Genomic DNA, 4773 nt, shown 5'->3' with positions numbered 1-4773 from the left:
AGAACCTCAGCTTCCCAAGCTGATGACGTGGGTTCGATTCCCATCACCCGCTCCAACCCCTCCGCCGCCATGCAGCGACTCTACCAGGCCGGCAACCGCATCGAGGCCCAGCTGCTGAGCGACTTCCTCGAGCGCCATCTCGTCGACAACACCATCCTCGGGGACTACCTCTCCGGCGCCATGGGCGAGCTGCCGGCAGACATCTATCCGAGCGTCTGCATCGTGCACGACGAGGACCTGGATCGCGCCCGGGAGCTGCTCCAGCGCTTCCTGGACGATCAACGGCGTGAGCCCACCCGCTCCTGGGTCTGTCACGGCTGCGGCGAGCTGGTGGACGGCAGCTTCGACCTCTGCTGGCGCTGCGGTGACGAGCGCCCATGACCGCTCAGGAGGGTCGGCGTTGGCTGTCGAGGGGCGTGCTCCTCTTCGCCGGACTTCTGGCGCTGTTGGCAGGGCTACTGGTCACGGCACCTGCGCTGGTGGACCGTGAAACCCTGCGAGAGCGCATTCAGGAAGAGATCAGCCGCGCCCTGGGCCTGCCGGTTCGCGTGGCTGAGGTCACGGAGCTGCGTCTGCTTCCGCGTCCGAGCATCGTGCTGGAATCAGTCGAGGTTCGGGCGCCGGAGGTTAAGGCCGCAGCTGAGACCATGCGCCTGGAGCTCGCCCTGTCAGCACTGCTCCTGGGCCGCGCCGAGCCGCTGCTCCTGCACACGACGGGCCTCGACTTCAGCCTCGCGGTTCTTCGCACTCCCGTGTTGCCGCCCGTACTCGGCGGGCTCGCGATCCCGGACCTTACGGTGCAGGGCGCGCGGGTGATGCTCAGCTATCCTCCCGGCGCCCGCCGCCTAACCTGGCCACTGTTCAGCGCGTCCGCCGCCCCGCTGCAGGCGGCGCCGACGGGGCCGCTCGAGATCGTTGCCGAGATGCCGGTATCCGGCACGGAGGCCGGCGTGGGCGGTACCTTGATCCTGACAGCGACCGCCGACACCAGCGCCTTGCCGGTGCTGACGCTGGCGCCGGTGCGGATCACGGGCGAAGCGCTGCGTCTCGGCACCCTGCGCGACCTGGCGCCGGTGCTGAGCGCCGAGCGCGCCCTGCGGCATCGCGACGGCACCTGGCGGATCGAAGGCCTCGCGCTGGTGGAGGGCGCGCTCTCCATCACCGCTGATGCCGAGGTGGCGCTCACCGCCCAGGGGCTCACCGCCGACGGCAACCTGCGCCTTGCGCCGTTCGATTTGCGCGGCTGGCTCGGCACCCATAGCCGTCAACCGCTGCCTGGCCATGCCGAGAGGGTGCGCTGTCTCGCCGCCGCCGGTGTGCTCCAGCTGACGCCGGGCCGGCTCGACATCGCCCCGCTGGCGCTGCGCCTGAACGACAGCCGCGCGCGCGCCGCCGCCAGCCTGTTCATGGGGTCGACGCCGCGGCTCTCCCTCGCGCTGCGAGTGGATAGGCTGGACCTGGACCGCTACCTCGCGGCGCCCGCTGCGGCCGCGCCCGCCGCCGGCACCGAGTCCTGCGCGCCGGTCACTACGGCGGCAGCCGACGGACCCGGCCAGCCCCAAATGCCGGCGCAACCGCCGGCGGACACTGCCCCGGACCTCTCTCTGGACTTGGCGGCGGACCTGCTCCGCGCCGGCGGCCTGGCCTTTGCCGATCTAAGCATCATGGCCGAGCAGCAGGGTGTCCACGGCATCGTGGATCTGGCCGCCGGGTCCTTCTACGGCGGCACCATCGACGGGCGCATCGAGCAAACGCGGCGCGCCGGCGCCCCTCCGCGGCAAACGCTGCGTGCCCACGTCGCGGGCGCGGACCTCGGGGCTCTGCTGACGGACCTGCAGGGCGAGCCGCAGATCACGGGTACCGCGGACCTGACCGCGGAGCTGGCGGCGGCAGGCAGCGACGCCGCGGCGCTCCGCAGCAACCTTTCCGGCACCCTACGCCTGGCCGTTGTCGAGGGCCGCGTCGCGGTCCTGGACCGAGCGGCGAGCGACTTTGGGCCATTGCTCGACACGGTGGGGCTTGAAGTGACCCCGGACATGCTCGCCGTCTCCCGCCTCAGTCTGAGCGCGCAGGGGCAGGACGGTGTCTTCCGCAGCCGCGACATTCAGGGCCAGGCGCAGCTTTTCAGCCTGATCGGGGTGGGCGAGCTGGATGTCGCCGTCGGCAGCCTCGCGGCGGACCTCATCGCCACCCTGGAGCAGCCGCCGAAGGGCCCGAATATCCAGGACCTTGCGGGCATCCAGGTGCCGATCCGCGTCGCGGGCCCCGTCGCCGCACCCAAGGTCGATGCCGAGCTGGGCCCGGCGGTGACGGAGGCCGCGCGGCGCGCCGCCCGCCGCCACCTCGACAAGGACGGCAATGTGCTGAAGCAGCTGGAAGAGGCCACCGGCGTCCAGGGTTTGGAACAGGGCCTGCGGGATCTGTTCGGCCTCTGAGCCCCCGCGATGCGCCGGATGCCGGACAGCAGCGCAACCGTGGACCTGCTCGCCGGGCTGCCCATGGCACCCTGGCAGCCGGCCGAATTCGCCGCAGCGCTGCTCGTCTGGTTCGATGAGCATGGCCGCAAGAACCTGCCCTGGCAGCGTCCGGCGACGCCGTATCGGGTCTGGGTCTCGGAGATCATGCTCCAGCAGACCCAGGTGACCGTGGTGATCCCCTATTTCGAGCGCTTCATGGCGCGCTTTCCCGATTTGGCCGCGCTGGCGCAAGCCGACCTGGACGCGGTGTTGCACCTTTGGTCCGGCCTCGGCTACTACGCCCGCGCCCGCAACCTGCACAAGGCCGCGCGCCTTGTGCAGGCCGAGCATGGCGGCGAGCTGCCGCGGGATATGACGGCACTCGAAGCGCTGCCCGGCATCGGCCGCTCCACCGCGGGCGCGATCCGCTCTCTGGCTCACGGCGAGCGTGAGCCCATCCTGGATGGCAACTGCAAGCGCGTGCTGGCGCGCTGCTTCGCCGTGCCGGGGTGGCCCGGCCGAAGCGACGTCCTCGCGGCGCTCTGGCAGCTCGCCGAGGTGCTGACCCCCGACACGCGTGTGGCCGCCTACAACCAGGCCATGATGGATCTGGGGGCGACGCTCTGCACCCGCACGCAGCCCGCCTGCGGGCGCTGCCCACTCGCGGCGCACTGCTCCGCCCTGCACCGTGGCGCCCAGCGCGACTTCCCGGCGCCGAAGCCCAAGCGCGAGAGCCCGGTTCGCCGCACCCAGCTACTGCTCGCGGTCACCCCCGACGGCCGCCTGCTGCTGGAGCGCCGCCCGCCCGCCGGCGTCTGGGGCGGGCTTTGGGTGCCACCGGCGCTGGCGGAAGCCGAGCTGAGGCGCCCCCTGCCGGAGGCTGCGGCAGACTGGTGCCGCGAGCGCTTGGGATGCGACCTCAGCCGGGTTGAAATGCTGCCCCCGCGCAGGCATTCCTTCACCCACTTTCACCTGGATATCGACGCGGCACTGCTGCATCTGGCGAACAACAGGGTTAACAATAGGGCAACCGACAGCGCGGCGACCCCGGCGCGTCTCGGCGACCAGCCGACGGCGGCCTGGGTAGATCCAGGCGCCCCGGGCAACCTCGGGCTGCCCGCGCCCATCGCCCGGCTGCTCGCCGACGCCTCTCGACAGCTGCAAGGCGGCGCTGCCGACGACGCATCCCACGACAACGGAGAACCCCAATGACGCGAATGGTCAACTGCGTGAAGCTCGGCCACGAGGCCGAAGGACTGGAGCGCCAGCCCTATCCTGGCGAGATCGGCAAGCGCGTATTCGAGCATGTTTCGAAGCAGGCCTGGGGCGACTGGCTCAAGCACCAGACCATGCTCATCAACGAAAACCGTCTGAGCCCCATGGACCCAAAGGCGCGGAAGTTCCTGGAAGAGCAGATGGAGAAGTACTTTTTCGGCGAGGGCGCCGTGATGCCGGAAGGCTACGTGCCGCCCAAGCAGTGATCTGGAGCGCCCGCGACCGGTCGGGCTTTCCGACTCGGTCAGCGCCTTCAAGCAGCGCCAGGGGTTTGGGACGCGGGCAGCAGCCGCCGGTTCAGCGCTGGGTTGCGGCGTCGTGTCCGCGCTCTCCGAGCAAGCTCTCGACGACCAGCAGCACCACACCGATGGAGATGGCGCTGTCCGCCACATTGAACGACGGCCAAGGGTTGAACAGCGCCAGCGGAATGACAGGTAGGTAGACCTGGATGAAGTCGACCACATGCCCCAACAGCATGCGGTCGATGAGGTTGCCGACGGCGCCGCCGATAATGAGCGCGAGGCCGGCCGCGAGCCAGCCCTCGCCCGGCTTGAGCCGCAGCAGCCACACCACCAGCACCAGGGTCACCGCGAGCGCGAAGGCCGCAAACAGCCAGCGCTGCCAGCCGCCGGCGTCCGACAGCAGGCTGAAGGCGGCGCCGGTGTTGAACATCAGCGTCAGGTTTAGGTTCGGCACCAGCTCGATCACCTGATAGGGCTCCAGCGCCGCGAGCACAAGCCATTTGCTGGCTTGGTCAAGCAGCAGAATCACGAGAGACAGCCAGAGCCAGTGCTTCACGGGGATAGTTCGGGGTCAGGCATGCACATGGGCCGCGAATTGTGGCGGCGCGCGCTCGATTTGGCCAGTGGTGAGCGTTCGCCCTCGCGACGGCCGGCAGATTTTTCACAACCTCTGAGCCGGCGACCGCCCTGGTGCTTACACCATTGACCGGCAGGATGTTCTCGCGCGCTGGGCTGTGCACCCGCCGCAAGGTCGCAGGTGACGACACCCCCCGATCCCGTCGCGCGCCAGGCACACACGT

5 protein-coding genes are annotated in these 4773 nt (G+C 70.1%); 4 read left to right on the top strand and 1 reads right to left on the bottom strand.

Going from position 1 to position 4773, the window contains the following annotated elements; all coding sequences use genetic code 11:
* The 4 genes from I6U14_RS09930 to I6U14_RS09915 all read left to right on the top strand — a co-directional run.
* Nucleotides 1–381 (top strand): DUF2007 domain-containing protein (locus tag I6U14_RS09930; RefSeq protein ID WP_296898916.1); only part of this gene is annotated, 381 nt, incomplete at its 5' end.
* Nucleotides 378–2435, top strand: a complete 2058-nt coding sequence (locus I6U14_RS09925; protein WP_296898915.1) for an AsmA family protein — start codon at nt 378–380, stop codon at nt 2433–2435. The genes I6U14_RS09930 and I6U14_RS09925, both read left to right, overlap by 4 nt.
* A 63-nt stretch (nt 2436–2498) precedes the next feature.
* Nucleotides 2499–3668 carry an A/G-specific adenine glycosylase gene (gene mutY / locus I6U14_RS09920; protein ID WP_296898918.1) on the top strand — a complete coding sequence of 390 codons (1170 nt, stop codon included), beginning with the start codon at nt 2499–2501 and terminating at the stop codon, nt 3666–3668.
* Entirely contained in the window at nt 3665–3937 is a 273-nt protein-coding gene (locus I6U14_RS09915) for an oxidative damage protection protein (protein WP_296898913.1), read from the top strand. The genes mutY and I6U14_RS09915 overlap by 4 nt, the downstream gene beginning before the upstream one ends.
* A gap of 91 nt (nt 3938–4028) precedes the next feature.
* On the opposite strand, the gene lspA is transcribed toward I6U14_RS09915, so the two are convergent.
* Complete coding sequence (gene lspA, locus I6U14_RS09910; RefSeq protein WP_296898911.1) at nt 4029–4529, bottom strand: signal peptidase II; 501 nt, start codon at nt 4527–4529, stop codon at nt 4029–4031.
* Nucleotides 4530–4773: the final 244 nt, after the last annotated feature.

The sequence above is a fragment of the Thiohalocapsa sp. genome, assembly GCF_019695415.1.
Classification (GTDB): domain Bacteria; phylum Pseudomonadota; class Gammaproteobacteria; order Chromatiales; family Chromatiaceae; genus Thiohalocapsa.
The sequence above is the reverse complement of the archived record's forward strand: the minus strand, read 5'-3'. Positions and strand labels throughout refer to the sequence as shown.

What these genes read in the sequence shown, in the direction of transcription:
- I6U14_RS09925 (WP_296898915.1), top strand. Translation starts at nt 378, where the DNA reads ATGACCGCTCAGGAGGGTCGGCGTTGGCTGTCGAGGGGCGTGCTCCTC.
- mutY (WP_296898918.1), top strand. Translation starts at nt 2,499, where the DNA reads ATGGCACCCTGGCAGCCGGCCGAATTCGCCGCAGCGCTGCTCGTCTGG.
- I6U14_RS09915 (WP_296898913.1), top strand. Translation starts at nt 3,665, where the DNA reads ATGACGCGAATGGTCAACTGCGTGAAGCTCGGCCACGAGGCCGAAGGA.